20 protein-coding genes are annotated in these 20,592 nt (G+C 72.7%); 11 read left to right on the plus strand and 9 right to left on the minus strand.

Annotation, left to right across the window (positions count from 1 at the left end):
- The first annotated feature begins 117 nt into the window (after positions 1-117).
- Positions 118-762, plus strand: coding sequence for a response regulator (locus tag ADY59_RS37765; protein WP_049573042.1), 645 nt, complete (start codon positions 118-120; stop codon positions 760-762).
- Positions 763-855: 93 nt separating this feature from the next.
- Positions 856-1,392, plus strand: a complete 537-nt coding sequence (locus ADY59_RS37770; RefSeq protein WP_049573045.1) for a dihydrofolate reductase family protein — start codon at positions 856-858, stop codon at positions 1,390-1,392.
- An 81-nt stretch (positions 1,393-1,473) separates the two neighbouring features.
- On the opposite strand, the gene ADY59_RS37775 is transcribed toward ADY59_RS37770, so the two are convergent.
- Positions 1,474-2,232, minus strand: a complete 759-nt coding sequence (locus ADY59_RS37775; protein WP_049573048.1) for a MerR family transcriptional regulator — start codon at positions 2,230-2,232, stop codon at positions 1,474-1,476.
- 95 nt (positions 2,233-2,327) lie between these two features.
- Positions 2,328-2,906 carry a TetR family transcriptional regulator gene (locus tag ADY59_RS37780; RefSeq protein WP_063780907.1) on the minus strand — a complete coding sequence of 193 codons (579 nt, stop codon included), beginning with the start codon at positions 2,904-2,906 and terminating at the stop codon, positions 2,328-2,330.
- Between the two features lie 87 nt (positions 2,907-2,993).
- On the opposite strand from ADY59_RS37780, the gene ADY59_RS37785 reads away from it, so the two are divergent.
- Positions 2,994-3,866 carry an SDR family NAD(P)-dependent oxidoreductase gene (locus ADY59_RS37785; RefSeq protein WP_049573052.1) on the plus strand — a complete coding sequence of 291 codons (873 nt, stop codon included), beginning with the start codon at positions 2,994-2,996 and terminating at the stop codon, positions 3,864-3,866.
- 4 nt (positions 3,867-3,870) lie between these two features.
- On the opposite strand, the gene ADY59_RS37790 is transcribed toward ADY59_RS37785, so the two are convergent.
- The gene (locus tag ADY59_RS37790) at positions 3,871-4,560 is read right to left on the minus strand and encodes a MerR family transcriptional regulator (protein WP_049573054.1); all 690 of its coding nucleotides are present in this window, start codon (positions 4,558-4,560) and stop codon (positions 3,871-3,873) included.
- 102 nt (positions 4,561-4,662) lie between these two features.
- Here ADY59_RS37790 and ADY59_RS37795 point away from each other — a divergent pair, with 102 nt between their 5' ends.
- Positions 4,663-6,954, plus strand: a complete 2,292-nt coding sequence (locus ADY59_RS37795) for an ATP-binding cassette domain-containing protein (protein WP_049573057.1) — start codon at positions 4,663-4,665, stop codon at positions 6,952-6,954.
- Positions 6,955-6,964: 10 nt separating this feature from the next.
- Here the strand turns inward: ADY59_RS37795 and ADY59_RS37800 are convergent, their stop codons facing one another.
- The gene (locus ADY59_RS37800; protein ID WP_049573060.1) at positions 6,965-7,786 is read right to left on the minus strand and encodes a TetR/AcrR family transcriptional regulator; all 822 of its coding nucleotides are present in this window, start codon (positions 7,784-7,786) and stop codon (positions 6,965-6,967) included.
- Positions 7,787-7,897: 111 nt separating this feature from the next.
- On the opposite strand from ADY59_RS37800, the gene ADY59_RS37805 reads away from it, so the two are divergent.
- Positions 7,898-9,406 (plus strand): MFS transporter, encoded by a 1,509-nt coding sequence (locus ADY59_RS37805; protein ID WP_049573061.1) that lies wholly within the window; start codon positions 7,898-7,900, stop codon positions 9,404-9,406.
- A 114-nt stretch (positions 9,407-9,520) separates the two neighbouring features.
- Here ADY59_RS37805 and ADY59_RS37810 read toward each other — a convergent pair whose 3' ends face one another.
- Positions 9,521-10,459: an AraC family transcriptional regulator gene (locus ADY59_RS37810; protein ID WP_049573066.1), complete on the minus strand. Its 939-nt coding sequence runs from the start codon at positions 10,457-10,459 to the stop codon at positions 9,521-9,523.
- A gap of 86 nt (positions 10,460-10,545) precedes the next feature.
- Here ADY59_RS37810 and ADY59_RS37815 point away from each other — a divergent pair, with 86 nt between their 5' ends.
- The gene (locus ADY59_RS37815) at positions 10,546-11,124 is read left to right on the plus strand and encodes an anthrone oxygenase family protein (RefSeq protein ID WP_082310716.1); all 579 of its coding nucleotides are present in this window, start codon (positions 10,546-10,548) and stop codon (positions 11,122-11,124) included.
- Here ADY59_RS37815 and ADY59_RS37820 read toward each other — a convergent pair.
- Positions 11,105-11,710 carry a hypothetical protein gene (locus ADY59_RS37820; RefSeq protein WP_049573068.1) on the minus strand — a complete coding sequence of 202 codons (606 nt, stop codon included), beginning with the start codon at positions 11,708-11,710 and terminating at the stop codon, positions 11,105-11,107. The genes ADY59_RS37815 and ADY59_RS37820 overlap by 20 nt on opposite strands.
- 196 nt (positions 11,711-11,906) lie before the next feature.
- Here ADY59_RS37820 and ADY59_RS51895 point away from each other — a divergent pair, with 196 nt between their 5' ends.
- Complete coding sequence (locus ADY59_RS51895) at positions 11,907-12,113, plus strand: hypothetical protein (protein WP_049573071.1); 207 nt, start codon at positions 11,907-11,909, stop codon at positions 12,111-12,113.
- A gap of 13 nt (positions 12,114-12,126) precedes the next feature.
- Here ADY59_RS51895 and ADY59_RS37830 read toward each other — a convergent pair whose 3' ends face one another.
- Positions 12,127-13,716: an ABC-F family ATP-binding cassette domain-containing protein gene (locus ADY59_RS37830; protein ID WP_049573074.1), complete on the minus strand. Its 1,590-nt coding sequence runs from the start codon at positions 13,714-13,716 to the stop codon at positions 12,127-12,129.
- A gap of 53 nt (positions 13,717-13,769) precedes the next feature.
- Between ADY59_RS37830 and ADY59_RS37835 the strand changes: the two genes are divergently transcribed.
- Together ADY59_RS37835 and ADY59_RS37840 are read left to right on the plus strand one after the other, a co-directional pair.
- A complete protein-coding gene (locus ADY59_RS37835) occupies positions 13,770-14,411 on the plus strand; it encodes a TetR/AcrR family transcriptional regulator (RefSeq protein WP_231619085.1) in 642 nt (213 codons plus the stop codon).
- A complete protein-coding gene (locus ADY59_RS37840; RefSeq protein ID WP_049573082.1) occupies positions 14,408-15,478 on the plus strand; it encodes a winged helix DNA-binding domain-containing protein in 1,071 nt (356 codons plus the stop codon). Before ADY59_RS37835 ends, ADY59_RS37840 begins: the two co-directional genes overlap by 4 nt.
- A gap of 15 nt (positions 15,479-15,493) precedes the next feature.
- On the opposite strand, the gene ADY59_RS37845 is transcribed toward ADY59_RS37840, so the two are convergent.
- Positions 15,494-17,125, minus strand: a complete 1,632-nt coding sequence (locus ADY59_RS37845) for a beta-N-acetylhexosaminidase (RefSeq protein ID WP_053175523.1) — start codon at positions 17,123-17,125, stop codon at positions 15,494-15,496.
- Complete coding sequence (locus ADY59_RS37850; protein ID WP_053175526.1) at positions 17,122-18,243, minus strand: MFS transporter; 1,122 nt, start codon at positions 18,241-18,243, stop codon at positions 17,122-17,124. Before ADY59_RS37850 ends, ADY59_RS37845 begins: the two co-directional genes overlap by 4 nt.
- A 68-nt stretch (positions 18,244-18,311) precedes the next feature.
- Here ADY59_RS37850 and ADY59_RS37855 point away from each other — a divergent pair, with 68 nt between their 5' ends.
- Both ADY59_RS37855 and ADY59_RS37860 read left to right on the plus strand, forming a co-directional pair.
- Positions 18,312-19,430 carry an ROK family transcriptional regulator gene (locus tag ADY59_RS37855; RefSeq protein WP_049573083.1) on the plus strand — a complete coding sequence of 373 codons (1,119 nt, stop codon included), beginning with the start codon at positions 18,312-18,314 and terminating at the stop codon, positions 19,428-19,430.
- Positions 19,431-19,646: 216 nt separating this feature from the next.
- On the plus strand, positions 19,647-20,592 hold a 946-nt coding region (locus ADY59_RS37860), incomplete at its 3' end, for a carbohydrate ABC transporter permease (protein ID WP_156325972.1).

Below are 20,592 nucleotides of genomic sequence, written 5' to 3' on the forward strand. Positions count from 1 at the left end.
CGCGAGCGCCGCGGGGGGCGGGCTGTCCGGGCTGGGCCGGCGGGTGGCGGCGCTGGACGGCGTGTTCGAGGTCGACAGCCCGGCGGGCGGGCCGACGCTGGTCACGGCGGTGCTGCCGTGCGGGTGATCCTGGCCGAGGACTCGACGCTGCTGCGCGAGGGCCTGGTGCGGCTGCTGCTGGAGGAGGGGCACGAGGTGCCCGCCGCCGTCGGCGACGCCGGGGCGCTGGTGGCCGAGGTGGCGGCGCATGTGCCGGACATCGTGGTGGTGGACGTGCGCATGCCGCCCACCCACACCGACGAGGGGCTGCGCGCGGCCCTGGAGATCAGGCGGCGCTGGCCGGGTGTGCGGGTGCTGGTGCTGTCGCAGTACGTGGAGAAGAAGTACGCCACCGAGCTGATGAGCGCGGACGTGTCCGGTGTCGGCTACCTGCTGAAGGACCGGGTGGCGCAGGTGGGTGACTTCCTGGACGCGCTGGAGCGGGTGGGCGCCGGGGGCGCGGCGTTCGATCCCGAGGTGGTGCGCCAGTTGCTGGCGCGCACGACGCAGGTGGATCCGCTGGCGCGGCTGACCGCCCGTGAGCGCGAGGTGCTGGAGCGGATGGCGCAGGGGCTGACCAACGCCTCGATCGCCCAGGCGCTGCACGTGTCGCAGAGCGCCGTGGAGAAGCACGTGAACTCGCTGTTCGACAAGCTGAACCTGTCGCACGCCACCGGCTACAGCCGCCGCGTGCTGGCCATTCTGCACTTCCTGGAGTCCTGACCTCCTCAGACCCGCTTTCCGGGGTGATCACGCCCGCCTTGACAAATTTTTTTGTCGGTAAGAGGATGAGGGCACCGAAGAAGGAGGTTCCCGATGAGGAAGATCATCGCCGGCCTGTTCGTCTCGCTCGACGGCGTCGTGGAAGCGCCTCAGACCTGGCATTTCCCTTACCTCGACGAGGAGATGGGCCGCTCCGTCGGCGCGCTCATGGACCGCGGCGAGGCCCTGCTCCTCGGCCGGGGCACCTACGAGGAGTTCGCCGCGCACTGGCCGCACCAGGACCCGGACGCCGACCCCATGGCCAAGCTGCTCAACGACGTCCCCAAGTACGTGGTCTCCACCACGCTGACCGCCCCCACCTGGCAGAACACCACGGTCATCGGCTACGACCGGCTGGCCGGTCTCAAGCGGGAGCCGGGCGGCGACCTCGGGATGAGCGGCAGTCCCGCGCTGGTCCGCTCACTGCTGCGCGACGGGCTGCTGGACGAGTTGCACCTGCTCGTGCACCCGCTCGTGGTCGGCGGCGGCCAGAAGTTGTTCGACGACGCGATGGGGAAGATCCCGCTCCGGCTCACCGCGTCCACCACGTTCGGCACCGGCGTGCTGGACCTGACCTACGAAAGGGCCTGACGAGACCGCCTGCGGCAAGCGGCTCGCCGAGCCCGCGGGCCGCCGTTCACGGGCGGGCGATGATGCGACGGCGATGGTGGACTACATCCGGGTTCGGGCGTATTCGTGCAGCGCGTCGCGTACGAACACCGCCCCCTCGGCGTCGCCGAACGTGGTGGCGAAGCTGGGGTTGTCCACGTACATCTGCCCCAGGCCCTTCACCATCTCGATCGAGCGCACCCGGTCGCCGTCGGCCGTGGGAGTGCCGGGGATCTTGCTCAGCCACCGGATGTGCCGGGCGGCCAGCGACTGGGCGAGCTCCGAGGCCGGGGAGACGCCGGTCCTCGCCGCGTCGGCCCAGGCGGCGGCGAGGTCTTCGGTGGCCTGCTTCCAGGCTCTCTGCTGCGCCATGGTCTTGCCGTGCCACCAGTCGTGGCTCACCCGGAAGGCGCGCTCGCCCCAGCGCGCGATCACGTCGTCCTTGAAGCGGTCGTTGAATCCTTCCAACATCACGTCCATGTAGGGTTCGGCCCCGGCCAGCAGGGCGTCGAGTGTGTGGCGCACGGCCCGGATCTGCTGATCGATCCGGTCTCGCTCCTCTTCCAGCGCGGCGATGTGGGCCCGCAGTCCGTCGCGTTCGTCCACCTCCTCCGCCAGGACCTCGGCGATGGCCGGCAGGGCCATGCCCAGCCGGCGCATGAACAGGATCCGCTGCAGCCGGACGACCGCTCCGATGTCGTAGAAGCGGTATCCGTTCTCGCCCACGCGGGTGGGGGACAGCAGGCCGACGTGGTCGTAGTGCCGCAGGGTGCGGCTCGTGATCCCGGCCCTGGCCGCGAGCTCCTGGATCGTCCATTCCATCGTCGTCCCCCCGTCTGCCGCCTCGCGGTCCAGTGTTACCGACCCCGGAGGGTGCCTGGCCGTCCGCGGCGGGTGAAGCGCTCCGCGCGTCGGGGTCAGCCCGGCCCTCCGCCGGGCCGCAGCAGCGCGAAGGCGCGGTCGACCAGGGCGAGCCGGTCGGCGTCGCCGGGCGCGGCGGCCCACGCGCGTGAGACGCACTCCAGTGCCGCCGCGGCGGCGGCGGTGAGCAGGTCGGCGGTGAACGGGTCGAGGCCGGGCCGCGACAGCAGCGCCTCGGTGATCTGGGTGCGGGTCTCCTCCCGCTTCTGGTGGAGCCGGGCGCGCAGCGCGGGGGTCGCCTCGATCAGCCGCAGGCTCTCCAGCGATCTCTTCTCGGCATCGATGCGCTGCTCGTGGCCGCGCAGCACGGCGTGCAGCGACTCCCACGGGTCCTCGTCCAGGGGCCGGGCGGCGAGTTCGCCGGCGATCTCGCCGCCCAGCAGGTCGATGCCGCCGAGGACGACGTCCTCCTTGGCCGGGAAGTAGCGGAAGAAGCTGCGTTTGGACATCCCGGCCTCCCGGGCGATGTCGTCGACCGTCACCGCGTCGAAGCCGTGCTCGGCGAACAGCCGCAGCGCCACCCCGGTCAGCTCGGCCCGGACGGCCTGCCTCGTGCGTTCCCGCAATCCAGTCACGCACCGGAGTTTACATTCTGTCCTGCGTTGACGAATTCGACACTCAGTGCCATGTTTGGAGCGGTGTAGTCGACAAGGGAGTTCGTCATGCGGGGAAAGACGGCCGTGGTCACGGGCAGCACGGCGGGGATCGGCAAGGAGACGGCGCGCGGGCTGGCACGCCTCGGCGCGCGCGTCGTCCTGGTGGGGCGCGATCCGGAGCGGGCCCGCCGGGCGGCCGCCGAGCTGGCCCGCGACACCGGCAACGAGCAGGTCGAATCCGTCGCCGCGGACGTCACCTGTCTCGCCGGGATGCGGGAGCTGGCCGCGCGGGTGGCCGAGCGGTGCGACGGCGTCGACGTGCTGATCAACAACGTGGGCGTCAACGGGCCGGTCAGGCAGGAGACGGCCGATGGGGTGGAGACGATGTTCGCCGCGCACGTGCTGGCGCCGTTCGCGCTGACCCGGCTGCTGCTGCCGCTGCTGCGGGCTGGTGCGGGCGGGCGGGTCGTCAACATCACCGGCGGCATCCCCGGCGGGCCGATCGAGCTGGACAACCTGCAGGCCGAGCGGCGGTTCCTCGGGTGGACCTTCACCCACTACAACCACACCAAGACGATCCTCATGGCGATGAGCCGCCGCTTCGCGCGGGTGCTGGAAGGCAGCGGGGTGACGGTGAACGTGGCCTATCCGGGTCACGGCGACACGCCGATGAACCGGTCGCTGCCGATCCGCGCGTTCCCGTACGCCTACCGGCCGGTGGTGCCGGTGGTGAAGCTGGTGGTGCCGCTGCTGTTCGGCGATCTGTCCAAGCCGTCGCGCTCCAGCGTCCACCTGGCCGGCTCGGCGGAGGTGGCGGGGGTCAGCGGGGCGTACTTCGACCAGCGGTGCCGCCGCCGGCCGTGGCCGGCGAGCGTGCTGGACGAGCGGACCTGCGACGTGGTGTGGGAGCTGTGCGAGCGCCTCGGCCCGGCTCGCTGACCGTTCAGTCCCGTTCGTTGAGGTAGGCGTGCAGGCGGGCGGCGCCTTCCAGCATGGCGCTCGCCCGCTCGGTGAGCTCGCCCTGGCGCTGGGTGATGGCGGTGCGCAGCGCCGCGCTGCCGCCGGTGCGGCGCAGGCCCTCCAGCACGAGCCTGATCTGCGGGAACGGGTAGCGGCCCTGGCGGAGAATGGTGACCATGCGGGCGTCGCGGACGTCGGCCGGGCCGTAGGTGCGGTAGCCGGTGCCGTGCTCACGCCGCGGCGTCAGCAGCCCGGCCGACTCCCACAGCCGCAGCGCCGAGGCGCGCACGCCCAGGTGCGCCGCGACGTCGCCGATCCGCAGGCCGGAGCGGGGCGCCTGGGTGGTGTCCTGCCCGGCGACGGCTTCGAGCGCCTCGCCGGTGGCGCGCAGCGACAGCCGCTGCTCGTGCAGCTCGGCGTGCCCGGCGTCGATCAGGGTGAGCGCCACGGGCACCTCGCCCTCGTGCACGGCCTGCATGATCGCCCGTGCCAGGTCGCGCCCGAACCCGGCGGCCAGCGCCTGGTAGGCGAGCAGGGCGCGGCGGTGCCGGGCGTCGAAGCTGCGGTAGCCGGCCGGCGTGCGCGGCGCCGGCGGCAGGATGCCCTCGTCGGCGTAGTTGCGGATCTGCTGGGTCGACACGCCCGCCAGCCGCGCCAGGTCGATGGGCCGCACGACGCGCCTCCGGGGTTACGTAGGATTTTAAGGTTTCCTCGTGAAAGCCGAGGATGCTGTGTCGAAAGTCTAGACTCATAGTTTAATGGCAAACTTGAACCCATGAATGGCGCAAGCGCACCCGCTCACGATCACTCCGCGGCCGACAGCCACGACCTCATCCAGGTTCGCGGCGCACGCGAGAACAATCTCACCGGTGTCTCCCTCGACATCCCGAAGCGGCGGCTGACCGTCTTCACCGGGGTTTCCGGCTCCGGCAAGTCCTCCCTGGTCTTCGAGACGATCGCGGCGGAGTCCCGCCGGCTGATCAACGAGACCTATACGGCGTTCCTGCAGGGTTTCATGCCGAGCCTGGCCCGTCCGGACGTCGACGCCCTGCACAACCTGAGCGCGGCGATCATCGTGGACCAGGAGCGGATGGGCTCCAACGCCCGCTCGACCGTCGGCACGGCGACCGACGCGTACACGATGCTGCGCATCGTCTTCAGCCGGATCGCCTCGCCGCACGTCGGCCCGCCCATGGCCTTCAGCTTCAACCTGCCGGCGGGCATGTGCCCGGCGTGCGAGGGCCTCGGCAAGGTCACCGACATCGACGTGGACGAGCTGGTCGACCGGTCGCTGTCGCTGAAGGAGGGCGCGCTCAAGGTGCCCGGCTACGGCGTCGACACCTGGCCGTGGCAGATCATCGCGGGGTCCGGCTTCTTCGACCCCGACCGCAGGCTGGCCGACTACACCGAGACCGAATGGGCCGATCTCCTGCACAAGGAGCCGGTCAAGGTGAAGGTCGGCTCCAGCAACTTCACCTACGAGGGCCTGGTCCCGAAGGTGCGGCGCAGCTACCTCGGCAAGGACCGCGAGTCGATGAAGGGGCAGACGCGCGCGTTCGCCGACCGGGCGGTCCAGCTGACGACCTGCCCCGACTGCAAGGGCACCCGGCTCAACGAGGCGGCCCGCTCGGCCACGATCGACGGCGTCGACATCGCGGCCTGCTCGTCCATGCAGATCAGCGACCTGGCCGCGTTCGTGTCGGGGATCTCCGACCCGACGGTGGGGCCGGTGGTGCAGGGTCTGCGCGACACGCTGAACTCGCTGGTGGAGATCGGGCTGGGCTATCTGAGCCTGGACCGGGAGTCCTCGACGCTGTCGGGCGGCGAGGCGCAGCGGGTGAAGATGGTCCGCCATCTCAATTCGAGCCTGACGGACGTCACGTACGTGTTCGACGAGCCGACGGCGGGCCTGCACCCGCACGACATCCAGCGGATGAACGAGCTGCTGCTGCAGTTGCGCGACAAGGGCAACACGGTGCTGGTGGTGGAGCACAAGCCGGAGACGATCAGGATCGCCGACCACGTGGTCGACCTCGGGCCGGGCGCGGGCGCGGCCGGCGGCACCCTGTGTTACGCGGGCGACCTCGACGGGCTGCGCGCCTCCGGGTCGCTGACCGGCCGCTATCTCGACCACCGTGTCACCCTGCGCGACTCCGTACGGCAGCCGTCGGGGCAGTTGCCGATCCGCGGCGCCACGCAGCACAACCTGCGTGACGTGAGCGTCGACATCCCGCTCGGCGTGCTCACGGTCGTCACCGGGGTGGCGGGGTCGGGCAAGAGCTCGCTCATCCACGGCAACCTGTCCGGCCGCGACGGCGTGATCGTCGCCGACCAGTCGCCGATCCGCGGCTCGCGGCGCAGCAACCCGGCGACCTACACCGGCGTGCTCGACCCGATCAGGGCGGCGTTCGCGAAGGCCAACGGGGTCAAGCCGGGCCTGTTCAGCGCCAACTCCGAGGGCGCCTGCCCGGCGTGCAAGGGCATCGGCCTGATCTACACCGATCTGGCGATGATGGCCGACGTGGCGACCGTGTGCGAGGAGTGCGACGGCAAGCGGTTCACGCCGCAGGTGCTGTCCTACACGCTGCGCGGCAAGAACATCGGCGAGGTGCTGGGCATGTCGGTGTCGCAGGCGCGCGAGTTCTTCACCGGGGGTCAGGCGGGGGCGATCCTGGACCGGCTGGAGGCGGTGGGGCTCGGCTACGTGGCGCTGGGCCAGCCGCTGACCACGCTGTCGGGCGGTGAGCGCCAGCGCCTGAAGCTGGCCATCCACATGGCGCGGAACGGCACCACCTACATCCTGGACGAGCCGACCACGGGCCTGCACCTGGCGGACGTGGACCGGCTGCTGGCGCTGCTGGACCGGCTGGTCGACGACGGCAACACGGTCATCGTCATCGAGCACCACCAGGCGGTGATGGCGCACGCCGACTGGATCGTGGACCTCGGGCCGGGCGCCGGTCACGACGGCGGCCAGATCGTCTTCACCGGCACCCCGGGCGAGCTCGTCGCCTCCGGCACGTCGCTGACGGCCCAGCATCTGCGGCAGTACGTGAACCACGCGTAGGGGTCGGGGGTCAGCGCGGGGCCTGGCCGAGGTGCGCGGCCAGGCCGTCGAGCAGGCGCTGCAGCCCGAACTCGAACTCCTCCTCCAGGCCGGCGTCGTCCTCGCCCGATTCGGCGATCCGGGCGAGGATCGGGTAGGGGCCGCCGGTGACGAGGTCGTGGAAGCGGCCCCGGTTGGCCTGCCACCATTCGTCCTTGCCGACGCCGGTGCGCTGCTCGGCCTGCTGGTCGTTGACCAGGAACATGGCCATGCCCTGCACGTAGCCGGTCACGGTGACGGCGGCCCTGAGCATGGTGGGCAGGTCGTCGCTCAGCCCTTCGACGCCGCGCAGCAGCCATTCGGTCCGGGCCAGGCCGTTGGGGACGAGGCGGGGGCGGGTGACGGTGAGGATCCGCAGCAGCCACGGGTGGCGGTGGTAGAGCGCCCACATGGCGCGGGCGTAGGCTTCCACGCGCTCGCGCCAGCCGCCGGTGGCAGGCAGGGGCGGCTCGGCCCGGCCGAGGACGTATCCGGCCATCAGGTCGATGAGTTCCTCCTTGCCGGGCACGTGACGGTAGAGCGACATGGTGCCGGCGTCGAGGGCGGTGGCGACGCGGCGCATGGACAGCGCCTCCAGCCCTTCGGCGTCGGCGATCGCGATGGCGGCGCGGACGATCCGGTCGACGGTGAGCGCGCCCTTCGACTCCGCGACGGCCGGTGGCGGCCCGTCGCCGGCGCGGCCGGCGGCCCTGGCGCGGTAGGCGCGGGCCTGGCAGGCGCGTGAGCAGTAGCGGGGGCGCCGGCCCCGGGCCGGCACGGTCAGCTCCTTGCCGCACTGCCGGCAGCTCAGCATTTTCGTCACACTCCCTCGGCTATCCGTGTCGAAACTTTATCATGAATTCGTGCGGTAATTCGTGATGAAATTAAGCACTACTGGACTTTATTTGGCTGTTGCGTATCGTGTATGCGCGTGACGCATACATCGTACTCACAACAGTGGGCGGGACTGGTCGTCCTCACCATCCCGTGCGTGCTGGTCTCGATGGACATCTCGGTGCTCTATTTCGCGCTCCCCATGCTGAGCGAAGACCTCGCGCCCACGGCCGCCCAAACGCTGTGGATCATGGACATCTACGGGTTCGTGCTCGCCGGGCTCCTGCTCACGATGGGCACGCTGGGCGACAGGATCGGCCGCAGGCGGCTGCTGATGATCGGCGCCGCCGCGTTCGGGGTCGCGTCGGCCGTCGCCGCGTACTCCTCCAGCGCCGAGACGCTCATCGCCGCGCGGGCGCTGCTCGGCGCGGCCGGGGCGACGCTGGCGCCGTCGACGCTCGCGCTGATCCGCGCCATGTTCACCGACGCGCGGCGGCGCCGGACCGCGATCGGCGTGTGGGCCGCGGGCTTCTCCGGCGGCGCTGTGATCGGCCCGGTGGCCGGCGGGCTGCTGCTCGAACGCTTCTGGTGGGGATCGGCGTTCCTGCTCGGCGTGCCGGTGATGGCGCTGCTGCTGGTGTGCGCGCCGCTGCTGGTGCCCGAGTGCCGCGACCCCCGGCCGGGCCGCTTCGACCCGGTCAGCGCGGTCCTGTCGCTCGCCGCGGTGCTGCCGGTGATCTACGGGGTGAAGCTGCTGGCCTCGGACGACCCGGGCTGGGCGGCGTTGCCGGCGGTGCCGGCCGGGCTCGGCGCGGGGGTGGTGTTCGCCCGCCGGCAGGGGCGGCTCGCCGATCCGATGATCGACCTGCGGCTGTTCCGGTCGCGGGCGTTCTCCGCCTCGCTGGTGGTGAACTCGCTGACGATGTTCGCGATGGTCGGGCTGATGCTGTTCGCCTCGCAGTTCCTGCAGCTCGTGGCCGGGCTGCGGCCGTTCACCGCCGCCCTGTGGATGCTGCCCGCCATCGTCGCGACGATGGCGGGCGTGGCGGCGGCGACGCTCCTGGTACGGGCGGTGCGGCCGGGCTTGGTCGTCACGTGGGGCCTGCTGGTGGCGGCGGCGGGTCTGCTGCTGACGGCGCGGATCGAGCCCGGCTCCCCGCCGGCGCTGCTGACGGTGTGCGTCGGCGTCATGGCGGTGGGCATCGGCATGGTGGCGACGCTGGCCACGGACCTCATCCTGGCCGGCGCCCCGCCGGAGCGCGCCGGAGCCGCGTCGGCCCTGTCGGAGGCGGGCACCGAGTTCGGCGGCGCGCTGGGCATCGCCGCGCTCGGTACGGTGGGCGCGGCGGTCTACCGTGCCGAGATCGCGGCGCTGCCCGGCCTGCCCGGGGCGGCGCGCGAAACGCTGGCGGGGGCCGTGGCCGCGGCGGAGCAGCTGTCGGAGGGCATGCGGGGGGCGCTGTTGTCGGCGGCCTCGGAGGCGTTCGTGTCGGGGCTGCGCGTCACCTCGATCACCGCCGCCGTGGTGATGGCCCTGGCGGCGGTCCCCGCCGCCCTCCTGCTGCGCCACGTCCGCCCGGACGGCGCCCGGCCCCGGTAGAGCCCGCCGGCACCTGGTGATCAACGAGCCTGTCGTGCCCCTGGTGGCGGGCGGGTTGGCCGCGCTCTTCGTTCCGGCGCACCCGCCCGCGGGGACACCGTGATCGCCGCGAGCTCAGGTGGCCGGCGGGTGGCGGTGGGTCGTCGGGCTGATGCCGCGCACGCGCTTGAAGGCGACGGACAGGGTGAAGGCGTTGGTGTAGCCGACGCGACGGGCGATCGCCTCGACGGTGTCGTCGGTGGTGCGCAGCAGGTCGGCGGCCAGCGTGATCCGCCAGCCGGTCAGATACGCCATCGGCCCCTCGCCGACCAGGGCGGTGAAGCGGCGGGAGAAGGTGGCGCGGGAGACGCCGGCGCGTCCGGCCAGCTCGGCCACGGTCCACGGATGCGCCGGATCCTCGTGCAGGAGGCGGAGCGCCAAGCCGACGACCGGGTCGCCCTGGGCCCGGTACCATCCCGGCGCGCGCGACTCCGGCCGGGCGAACCAGGCCCGCAGCGTGGTGATCAGCGCCAGGTCGAGCCACCGGTCCAGCACGCTCTGCTGGCCGGGCTGGTCGTTCTGGATCTCGCCGAGCACCAGGTCCATCACGTGTCCGGCGACGTCGGCGGCCGGGACCACCAGCACCGGCGGCAGGGCGGAGAGCAACCTGCGGCTGACGTCGCCCTGGAGCTGGTAGGTGCCGCTGACCACCATCGCGGCGCCTTCGGGGCGTCCGCCGTGCGTCCGGACCGCGAGCCGCGCGCTGTAGTCGACGGGCGCCCCGGGCAGGGGTTCGCAGCGCCCGCCCGGGTGGATGCGCAGTTGCGGCGCGGTCGCGGGGTCGTCGCCGACGACGTACGGTCCGGGGCCGCGCAGGACTGCGACGTCGCGCTCGGCCATCCGGACGGGTTCCGCGCCGTCCCGGACGATCCACGCCGAGCCTCGGATGAGGGAGGCGAGCGAGAGCGGCGCCTCGTCGACGATGTGCAGCGCCCACGGCGGGTCCATGATCGTCAGGTTGAAGACCCCGCCGTGGGCCTTGGTGCCGGCCAGCAGATCGTCGAGCACGTCCATGATGGTCAGCTTCGCTGAGATTCCCGGACATGGACATGCGCCACACAGCCATGGCCCGGCTCCTGTCATCGCGATGAACTGGGGGCATGGCGACAACACCGATTCTCAGCCCGGGTGGCGGGGGCGTGGCCGGCACGACCGTCACCAGGATCCTCACCTTCGCGGCACTCACCGGCTCGGCGCTGATGGGCGGCGTCTTCTTCGCCTACGGCAACTCGGTGCTGGGCTCGCTGGAACGCATGCCCGCCGGCCAGGGCGCCGCCGCGATGAACATGGTCAACGTCGAGATCTACAACCCGCTCTTCATGCTGATCTTCATGGGCACCTGCCTGGTCTGCCTGGTGCTCGCGGTGCTCGGCCTCGTCCGGGGCGGGCCGGGCAGGTGGTGGTCGCTGACCGGCTCCGCGCTCTACCTCGCGGGCGTGATCATCACCATCGCCGTCAACGTCCCGTGGAGCGACCGGCTCGCGGCGGTCGGCCCCGCCACGCCGGAGGGCGCGGCCGAGTGGTCGAGGTTCCTGAGCCACTGGAATCCGGCGAACGACCTCCGGGCGGTCGCCTGCACCCTGGCCGTCATCGCCTTCGGCCTGGCCCTGACCCGCGCCGACGGGCCCCGCGGGGGATCACCGGCCACCCGGCCGGCGTTCATGGGGAACCGTTGGTGAGCAACAGGTGGAAGACCTCGCCGCTGTAGAAGAACGTGGCCGTATCGGATGGGCCCCCGTCGAAGTAGGCCGATTCGGGACAGGGCTCGCCGGTGTAGTAGCCGGTGCTGCGCAGGAAGTCGGGCCGCACGTCGCAGAACGACCACTCCTCCTGACCCGGGGCCGCCCCGGCGGCGCCGAACAGCGCCTCCGGCAACGGGCCCAGCACCGCCTCGGCGCGCTCGTCGTCCAGATGACGGCCGTAGGGGCTGAAGGCCCGCTGGAGCATCCAGCGCAGCCGCCCTTCGAACCCTTCCCGGCCGAGGTCGCGCACGACCGGCCGCACCCCGTGGAGCACGAGCGAGCTCCCGCCCGGCGCCGCCGGCTGGAGGTTGCCCCAGTTCCGGCTCCGGTCGGCGGCGAGCATCATGTCGTGAAACAGCGGGTCGCGGAGGAAGGCGGACAGCGTCTCGGCGCGGTTTCCGGAGGTCACCCGCGCTCCGGCGCGCACCTTGAGCAGGAAGGTGTTGGAGTTCATCACGGCGTCGACGGCGTCCAGGAACGCGTCGACGGCCGGCGAGGCGAGGTCGCCCAGCAGCGATCGCACCGCTAGCCGCGCCCGCCCGTGCGACGCTCCCCGCTCCGGGCGATCCCGCCGGACCTCCGCCTGTCCCACCTGGTCATCCCCTCACCCTAGAGCCTGTTCCCAAGCTTTTGATCTTGCGTTGATGATCAGCGGATGAAGAACCCGTCAGGGTGCCCTGGCGGGTCTTGGCAGTTTCGCTCTGGCTTGGGTGGAGCCGGTGGCGACGGTACTGGTCCTGCTGGAGTCGTTGCTGTCCTGCCGCGTTCGGGAGGCGGTGCGGGCCGGGCCCGGCGCCGGCGAGGGTGATCCGTTCGGGCGGCATCTGGACGAGGCGCGCGAGCGCCGGGCGGCCAACCCGACGATGTCGGCTGCGGAGACGGCGGCGCTGGACGAGGCGGTGGCCCTGATCCGGTCGCTCGCCTGACCGGGCCGCGCGCCTATTGGTCCCATACGGGCTCGGCGCTTTCGCGGACGTGCCCGTCGGCGGCGCAGATGAGGTAGCGGTCGAAGTCGGCGGCGAACCACCGGTCGTGGGTGACGGCCAGCACCGTCCCCTGATAGCCGGCGAGCCCCTGCTGGAGCGCTTCGGCGCCGGCCAGGTCGAGGTTGTCGGTGGGTTCGTCGAGCAGCAGCAGGGTGGCGCCGGACAGTTCCAGCAGCAGGATCTGCAGTCTGGCCTGCTGGCCGCCGGACAGCGTCTCGAAGGGCCGGTTCCAGGCGGGGGCGAGCTCGTAGCGGGCCAGGGCGGCCATGGCGTCGTCGCGTTCCAGCGCGGGGGCGGCCGTGCCGTCGCTCATGACCGGTGCCATGACGATGTCGGCGACGCCCCGGCCGGTCAGGTCGGGGCGTTCGTGCGTCTGGGCGAACAGGCCGGGCCGTACGCGGGCGCCGAGGGTGAAGGTGCCGGTGTGGGCGACGGGATGGCCGGCCAGCAGGCGCAGCAGGTGTGATTTGCCGGTGCCGTTGAGGCCGAGCACGGCCACGCGCTCGCCGTACCAGATCTCGGTGCCGAACGGCTTCAGCAGGCCGGTGAGTGCGAGCTGTTCGCAGGTGAGGGCGCGTTTGCCGGTGCGGCCGCCGCGCAGGCGGATGCGGACGTTCTGGGGTCTGGGCGCGCGTTCGGGCGGTCCGGCCTCCTCGAACCTGGCCAGGCGGGTGAGCGCGGCCTGGTAGGTGGTGGCCAGGGCGTCGTTGCGGGTGGCGCGCTGGCGCAGGGTGTGGACGATGCCGCGCAATCGGGCGTGTTCGCGGTCCCAGCGGCGGCGCAGGTCGTCGAGGCGGCCGGCGCGTTCGGCGCGGGCGCGGGCGTAGCCGGCGTAGCCGCCGCCGTGCACCCACACGCGGCCCGCCTCGACGGTGACGACGCGGTCGGCCGTCTCGGCCAGGAGCCGGCGGTCGTGGGAGACGAGCAGCACGGTCTTGGATGTCTCGCGCAGCCGCCGCTCCAGCCACTGTTTGGCGGGCACGTCCAGGTAGTTGTCGGGTTCGTCGAGGAGCAGCACCCGGTCGGGGCCGCGCAGCAGCGCCTCCAGCATGAGCCGTTTGCGTTCGCCGCCGGACAGCGTCTCGACCGGGCGCTCGCGTACGGCGTCGAAGGGCAGGCCGAGCGCGAGCGTGGCGCACACGTCCCAGACGACTTCGAGCGCGTAGCCGCCGGCGTCGGCGTAGTCGCTGATCGCCTGGGCGTAGCGGAGCTGGCCGGGTTCGCCGGCGAGGTCGCGCCCGGCTGCGGCCAGTTCGGCGGCGGCGTCGGCGATGGTGCGCGGGGCGACGGCGAGCAGCATGTCGGCGACGGTGCCGGGGCCGGGGAACTGGCGCATCACGCCGATGCCGCCGGAGACGGCGACGCGGCCGGCGGCGGGCCGCAGCTCGCCGGCGATCAGCCGCAGCAGGGTCGTCTTGCCGGCGCCGTTGGGGCCGACGAGCGCCGCGGTGACGCCGTCGCCGACGCGGAAGGACACCTCGTCGAGCAGGGGCCGCCCATCGGGCAGCCGGTAGGTCAGCTCGCTCACCTCGACATGGCTCATTGTTCCATTACTAGACCATCGATCCGGTCCTAGTACAGCGTATTATCGGTCGGGTGGTGAACGAGAGCGTGTGGCTGCGGCCCGCCCGGCGCGAGCGCCGGCCCCTCACCCTGGACCGGATCGTGGCCGAGGCCGTCGCCCTGCTCGACGAGGAGGGCGAGGCCCGGCTGACGATGCGCAGGCTGGCCGAACGGCTCGGCACCGGCTCCACCACCCTCTACTGGCACGTCAAGACCAAGGACGACGTGCTCGACCTGGCGCTCGACGCGGTCTTCGGCGAGGTGCCGCTGCCCGCCGCCGGCGCCTGGCGGGAGCGGGCCGCGGCGCTGGTCACCGGCTGGCGGGCCGCGCTGCTGCGCCACCCGTGGTCGACCGGGCTGCTCGACCGGCCCCTGATGGGGCCCAACGCGCTGGAGCGCACCGAGTTCCTCTACGCCACGCTGGCCGGGGCGGGCTTCGGCGGGGCCGACCTGCCGGCCGCCGCGTTCAGCCTGTCGACGTTCGTGACCGGCTCGGCCACGATGCAGGCCCGCGACCCGGCCGGCGACGGCGCGGCCGTGGCCGGGCGCCTGCTGGCGCACCGCGAGGCCTACCCGGTGCTGGCGGCGCACGGCCTGGACCCCGACTGGGACGCCGTGTTCGCCCGTGGCCTGGCCTACCTGCTGGACGGCATGGCAGCCAGGACGCAGCCATGATCACTCTGCGTGACCTCAACCGCGCCACCCTGGCCCGCCAGCTCCTGCTGCGCCGCCACGCGATGCCCGCGCTGGAAGCGGTCGAGCATCTGGTCGGCCTCCAGGCGCAGGCGCCGTTCCCGCCGTATTTCGGGCTCTGGTCGCGGTTGTCCGCCTTCGTGCCGGGGGAGCTGGCGCGGCTGCTGGAGGAGCGCCACGTGGTCAGGCTGGTGCTCATGCGCGGCACCGTCCACCTGGTCAGCGCCGCCGACAGCCTGACGCTGCGGCCGCTGACGCAGCCGCAGCTCACCCGTTTCCTGCACAGCGCGTACGGGGGCCGCGTCGCGGCGCTGGACCTGGAGGCGGTGGTGGCGGCGGGCCGCCGGGCGCTGGCCGGCGGGCCGCTGACCGGTGCGGCGCTGGGCAACCTGCTGGCCGGGGAGTTCCCCGGGGCGCAGCCGGCCGACCTGGCGCAGATCATGCGCATCCTGGTCCCGCTCGTGCAGGTGCCGCCGCGTGCGGTGTGGGGCAGGTCGGGGCAGACGGCCTACGCGACGGTGGAGTCGTGGCTGGGCCGTGACCCGCATCCGTCGCCGTCGCCGGAGACGCTGGTGCTGCGTTACCTGGCGGCGTTCGGTCCGGCCACGGTGGCCGACGCGCAGGCGTGGTCGGGGCTGACCGGGCTGCGCGAGGTGGTGGAACGGCTGCGGCCGCGCCTGGTCACGCTGCCCGGCCCCGGCGGCAGGGAGCTGTTCGACCTGCCGGACGCTCCCCGGCCCGGCGGTGCGGCACCGGCGCCGGTGCGGCTGCTGGCGCCGTTCGACAACCTGCTGCTGAGCCATGCCGACCGCACTCGGGTGATCTCCGACGCCGACCGGGCCCGGGTGATCACCGTCAACGGGCAGGTGCTCGGGACCGTGCTGGTCGACGGGTTCGTGCACGGCACCTGGAAGCGGGACAAGTCCGTGGTGACGGTGGAGCTGTTCCGGCCCGTCACCGGCGGTCAGGCGGCGGAGATCCGCGCCGAGGCGGCGGCGCTGCTGGAGTTCGCCGCGCCCGGCGGGCGGCACGAGGTCAGGGGCGTCTAGCGCCGCCGGCGGTCGTCAGCCGTCGTGGGTGGTGGCCTCGTCGACCACGCCGGAGCCGGGCACCTGGGCGCCTTTCTCCAGCCATCGCTGCCTGGTCATGCGTCCCACCGGCGAGTGGGCGCGCCGCCCGGCGCCGCCTTCCTGCCAGGGTCGCGGCCCCTCCAGCGGCCGGTACTCGCATCCGGCCGCGTCCAGCCTGGCCAGGTGGCCGTCGCGCAGCCGCTCGACCAGGGAGGGGTAGTCGGCCGGCGCGCCGGACCAGAGGGTCTCGGCGATGGCGCAGGCACGCGGGAACACCATGTAGTCCAGGTGCCGCTCCTCCGGGATGTACTCGGTCCACGCCTGGAACTGGCCGCCGAGCACCCTGGCGCGCTCCGGGCCGGTCCACGTGGCGGGCAGCGGCGCGAACGACGCCGCGTCCTGCAGCGTGATCGGCCCGCCGATGGACAGCGGCTCCTCGGGCCGGTCGGACTGGTCGAAGTTGAGGTAGGTGGGGTATTCGGGGGCGCGTACCACGTCGTGTCCCGCGGCGGCGGCCTGCCGGGCGATGGCGTCGCCGCGCCAGCACATGACGATGGTGTCGGGCAGCACGCCGCCGGTCTGGAACGCCTCGTCCCAGACCACCATGCGTTTGCCGCGCCCGGCCAGGTGCGTGCCGATCTCGCGCAGGAACCAGCCGTGCAGGTCGCCCGGCTGCCGGGCGCCGATCGCCGCCAGGTGCGCGGCCACCTCCGGGTCGCCCGTCCAGCCGGTGGTGACGCACTCGTCGCCGCCCAGGTGCACGTACGGGGTGTCGATCGCGGTGAGCAGCTCGTCGAGGAGCTCGCACACGAGCTTGACCGCGGCGGGGACGGGCTTGAGCACGCCGGCCGAGATGCCCCAGCCGCGCAGCACCTCGCCCGCGCCGGTGCCCAGCTCGGGGAAGGCGGTCAGCAGCGCGGAGGCGTGGCCGGGCAGGTCGATCTCGGGGACGACGGTGATGCCGCGCCCGGCGGCGTAGGCGGAGATCTCGGCCAGGTCGTCGAGGGTGTAGTAGCCGCCGTGCGGGGTGCCGTCGAAGGTGAAGTCGGAGCGGCGATGGCCGGCCATGGTCTCGCGGCGGTGCGTGGCCAGCTCGTTGATCTCCGGATGTCTCCGGCTTTCGACGCGCCAGCCCTGGTCGTCGGTGAGGTGCAGGTGGAGGCGGTTCATCCGGTGCTGGGCGAGCAGGTCGACGTAGCGCAGCAGGGTGTGTTTGGTCATGAAGTGCCGGGCGACGTCGAGCATGCCGCCGCGCCAGGCCAGCGCGGGCTCGTCGATCACCTCGCCGCACGGCACCACGCCGCCGGGGCGTCCACCGGCCCGGTAGGCGGCGGGGCCGATCAGCTGCTTGAGGATCTGCACGGCATGCCCTGCCCCCGCGAGGTCGGCTGCCACGATCTCGGCCCCGCCCTCCTGGACGCGCAGCCGGTAGGACTCGGGTGCGCCGTCGCCCAGGCGCACCAACAGCGCGTCCTCGGGGCCGGCGGCGACGGGCATCGGGCCGAGCAGCCGGTGCACGACCTCGACCAGGGCGGGATCGCCGTGCACGCGGTCGAAGGTGAATTCACCCCCGGTGCGCGCCGCACGTCGGGGAGCGGGCAGCAGGGTGCGATAGGGATCGGTCATGCCAACGCCTTTCGTGAGCTTCCGGTACGCAGACAGACGGCGAGGGGCACGATGGCCCCGGAGGAGACGGCGACGACCGTGAGCGCGTCCGCCAGGCCGATGTGCTCGGCGAGGAACCCGATCAGCGGCGGCCCGCCCAGCATCCCGGCGTGCCCGATGCTGGAGGCCAGGCCCACGCCGGACGGCCCGCCGAGCGCGCCCGCCCGGGCGATGGCCAGCGGGAACACGTTGGCCAGCCCCAGCCCGACGGCGACGAACCCGCCGAGGGCCACGGCGACGGAGCCGGTCCACGAGGCGGCCAGGATGCCGCACACCGCCAGCAGGGCGCCGGTCACGAGCACGGCGGTCTGGCCGAAGCGCCGCACCAGGCGGCTGCCGGCCAGCCGGGCGAGCGCGATCGCCACCGAGTAGGCCGAGAAGCCGTAGGCGGCCAGGCTGGCCTCGGCGTGCAGGTCGTCGCGCAGGTGCAGCACGCTCCAGTCGGCCACCGCGCCTTCGCCGAACGCCGCGCACACGGCCAGCACCCCGCACAGCACCACGATGAGGCCGAACGGCCGCCGGGCGCCGGGTGAGGCGCTCGCCGCGGGGACGCCGGCGCGCAGCAGCGGCCGGGCGAGCGCGGCCGTGCAGGCGAGGACGAGGGCGCAGACCAGCAGGAAGTGCTGCATGGTGCTCAGCCGGGTCGCGACGAGGCCGCCGAGCAGCGCCCCGGCCAGGCCGCCCGCGCTCCACAGTCCGTGCAGCACCGACATGACCGGCCGGCGGGTGGCCTGCTCGACCTCGACGGCAGCGCTGTTCAGCCCGATGTTGACGGTGCCGTAGCACAGGCCGGTCACCGCGAGCGCGACGCACAGCGCCGGCACCGTGCCGGGGAGCGCGACCAGCGGCAGCGCCAGGCTGACCAGCGCGATGGCGGCGAGGATGACCGGCCGGGTGCCGTAGCGCGCGCACAGCCGGCCGCTCACGGTCATGGCCAGCCCGGTGCCGATCGACATGCACATGAGGGCGACGCCGAGGCCGCCGGTGGTGGCGCCCAGATGGTCTTTGACCGCGGGGATGCGGACCACCCAGGTGGCGAAGACGACGCCGTCCAGGAAGAAGAACAGCGACAGGGGCATATCGGGCAAATTAACAGGATGGGATCCAGAAAGAAAGAGGGCGGAGCACGTTGTGCTAGACAGTCGCCATGCCAGACATCGCCTCCCCGCACACCGCGCGCCTGATCAACGACAGGATGGCGTACGACCTGCTGCTCGCCCACGGGCCCATGTCCCGGGCGGAGCTGCAGCAGCGCACGGGCCTGTCCAGGGCGACGGTCGGCGAGCTGGTCGACCGCATGGTGGAGTCGGGCCTGATCTCCCAGGCGGGTCAGTCGCAGACCCGGCGGCGCGGCCCGAACGCGCTGCTCTACGGCGTGGTGGCCGACCGGGCGCACGTGGCGGGCGTCGAGGTCCGCCCCGACCGGGTGCTCGTCTCCGTCAACGACGTCACCGGGCGTCAGATCGGCGGCGCCGTGCTGCCCCTCGATCCGCGGGCGGAACCCGACAGGCTCGTGCACGACGCCATCGCCGCCGCGCTGGCCGGGACCGAGGGCATCCGGCTGGCCGGCGTCGTCATCGGCACGCAGGGCGTGGTCGATCCGGTCAGCGGCGACGTGGCCTACATCCAGGCGCTGCCCACCTGGCACGCCAACCTGCTGCCCGGCCTGCGGGACCGGCTCGGCGTGCCGGTCCTGGTGGAGAACGAGGTCAACCTGGTCGGCCTGGCCGAGCACCGGCTGGGGGCGGCGCGCGGGCGCGACACCTTCGCGCTGCTGTCGCTCGGCGAGGGCCTCGGCATGGCGGTGATCCTGGACGGCCGCCTGCACCGGGGCAGGTCGGGCGGCGCGGGCGAGATCGCCTACGCGCCCACCGGGCTCGGCGGCGGCACGCTGCAGGACCTCGTCGGCGGCGGCGCCGTCCGCGAGCTGGCCGACCGGCACGGCCTGCCCGCCGGGGACGTGGCCGCGGCGCTGCGGCAGGTCACGCCGGGCTTCCTGGACGAGCTGGCCGACCGGGTCGCGGTCGCGGCCCTGGGGGCGTGCGCGGTCCTCGATCCGGGCTTCGTGGTCCTGGCGGGGGAGATCGGCCGGGCGGCCGGGGCGCCGCTGGCCGCCCGGGTGGAGGAACGGCTCCAGCGCGGCACCCCGCTGCCCGCCCAGGTCGCGGCCGGCACCGTGGAGGGAGATCCGGTGCTGCGCGGTGCGGTGGTCATCGCCCTGGAGCGGCTGCACCGGCAGACGTTCGGCCGGAGCTCCGGCTCGTGAACTGATCCCGCGGGACCAGCCGGCCGTCCCCGCATCCGGGACGGGCCGCTGACCAGCCATGCCCTCCTCCCGCCGACCCCGGACGCGGGCGTTCCCGGCTCTGCGCAGACCATGCACAGCGATGCTTGAAGCTGCTTGATTTTGCAGCCAATCGCTTGACATTGCTCACATTGGTGAAGAACATGGCCCACTATCTCGACGAAAGGGTCTGCGGAGATGAGGAGTCGAACGGCGGCGCCCGGGCCGGCGCGGAGATTGGCCGACCTGTGGCATCGCACCGTCCCATGGCGCTGGCTCGCGCCGAGCACCGTCCTCATCGCGTGCGTCGTCGTCTTCCCCGCCCTGTACATGGTCTGGATGTCCTTCATCGACATCAGCAGGATCGGCCTGGTCAGAGGCTTCGCCGGGCTGGACAACTACGCCAGGCTCCTGCGCGAGGACGCCCTCGGCCTGGTGATCGGCAACACCCTGCTGTGGCTGGTCGTGGTCGTCGGGCTGACCGTGGCGCTCTCGCTCGCGCTGGCGCAGTTCCTGTCGAAGGAGTTCTTCGGCCGCAGGCTCGTCCGGCTCGCGCTGCTGGTGCCGTGGGCGACCTCGCTGGTGATGACGGCGACCGTGTGGCGCTTCATCTACGAGGGCGGCAACGGGCTGCTCAACCGGCTCCTCATGGACCTGTCGATCATCTCCGCGCCGGTCGACTGGTACAAGGATCCGGCCACCGCCCTCTACTCGGTCATGGCGGTCGGGATCATCACCTCGATGCCGTTCACCACGTACGTGCTGCTGTCGGGACTGCAGACGGTGCCGCACGACGTGCTGGAGGCCGCGAAGATCGACGGGGCGGGCGCGTGGGCGACCTGGCGCCGGGTGACGCTGCCGATCCTGCGGCCGTCACTCATGATCGCGCTGGTCCTCAACATGCTGCACGTCTTCAACGCCTTCGCCGTCATCTGGGTGATCATGGGCAAGACGGCGGGCAACCATGCCGACACGACCGTGACCTGGCTGTACAAGATCGCCTTCACCGCCCAGCTCGACTCGGGCGAGGCGGCGGCGCTGGGCGTGCTCAACGTGCTCTTCCTGCTGCTGCTCATCCTGGTGTTCGTGCTGGTGCTGCGCCCCCACCGCAACCCCGCGACGGCCGAGGAGGGACCCGCCACCC

Source organism: Nonomuraea sp. SBT364, from assembly GCF_001083785.1.
In the GTDB taxonomy this organism is placed as follows: domain Bacteria; phylum Actinomycetota; class Actinomycetes; order Streptosporangiales; family Streptosporangiaceae; genus Nonomuraea.